Raw genomic sequence first — 769 nt, forward strand, 5'->3', positions numbered from 1 at the left:
GTTCGAGGCGGTGTCCTCGATGTAGAGCTCGAGCGGCCGGCCGAGCAGCCCGCCACCGGCATTGATCTCCTTGATCACCATCTTGGCGACGTTGGCGTCGGCGTTGCCGGCATAGGCGATCGGGCCGGTCAGGTCGGTCGCAATGACGACCTTGATCGGGCCCCCGGCGGCGTTGCCCCAACCCGGCCAGATCACCCAGCTACCGACTACGGTCGCGAGTGCGACGGTCGCGAAGGCGAAATTACCCATGAAGCGGCGGCGCGTCAGGTTCATGCGTTCAATCGACATGGTGATTAGACCCCTTTCCCAGCAATGAGGCCTTGCGGCCGGAATTTGATGAAGGCGATGGCGAGCACGAAGACGAGCACGTCGGCGACGACAGGCGACATCACCCATGGCAGCGCCGCGCTGAGCGTGCCGATCAGGCCGGCGCCGGCGACCGGACCGATGAAGGAGCCGACCCCGCCGACCATCACGGCGACGAAGCCCTGGATCAGGAAACGGATGCCGAGATCGGCGAACAGGCTGAACACCGGCACGATCAACGCGCCGGCAAGCCCGGCCAGCGCCGCGCCGAACGCAAAGGTTGCGCCGTAGATCAATGGTGTCGAGATGCCCGAGGCGCGCGCCAGCGCCGGGTTCTCCAGCGTGGCGCGGACCCGCAGCCCGAACGAGGTGCGCGCCAGCAGCAGGTAGCAGGCCCCCATCACCAGCAGCGTGATCACGATGATGGTGAAGCGCCAGGCCGAGATGTGCACCGAGCCAAGGT

General features: G+C 66.6%; 2 protein-coding genes. Both read right to left on the bottom strand.

Features of this window, described 5'->3' with window-relative positions:
* The coding region (locus tag NS334_RS16975; protein ID WP_153002825.1) for an ABC transporter substrate-binding protein at positions 1–288 on the bottom strand (288 nt) is incomplete at its 3' end.
* A 5-nt stretch (positions 289–293) separates the two neighbouring features.
* Positions 294–769 (bottom strand): branched-chain amino acid ABC transporter permease (locus NS334_RS16980; protein WP_193753162.1); only part of this gene is annotated, 476 nt, incomplete at its 5' end.

Origin of the sequence: Sphingomonas endophytica (genome assembly GCF_001476895.1) — a bacterium.
Classification (GTDB): domain Bacteria; phylum Pseudomonadota; class Alphaproteobacteria; order Sphingomonadales; family Sphingomonadaceae; genus Sphingomonas; species Sphingomonas endophytica_A.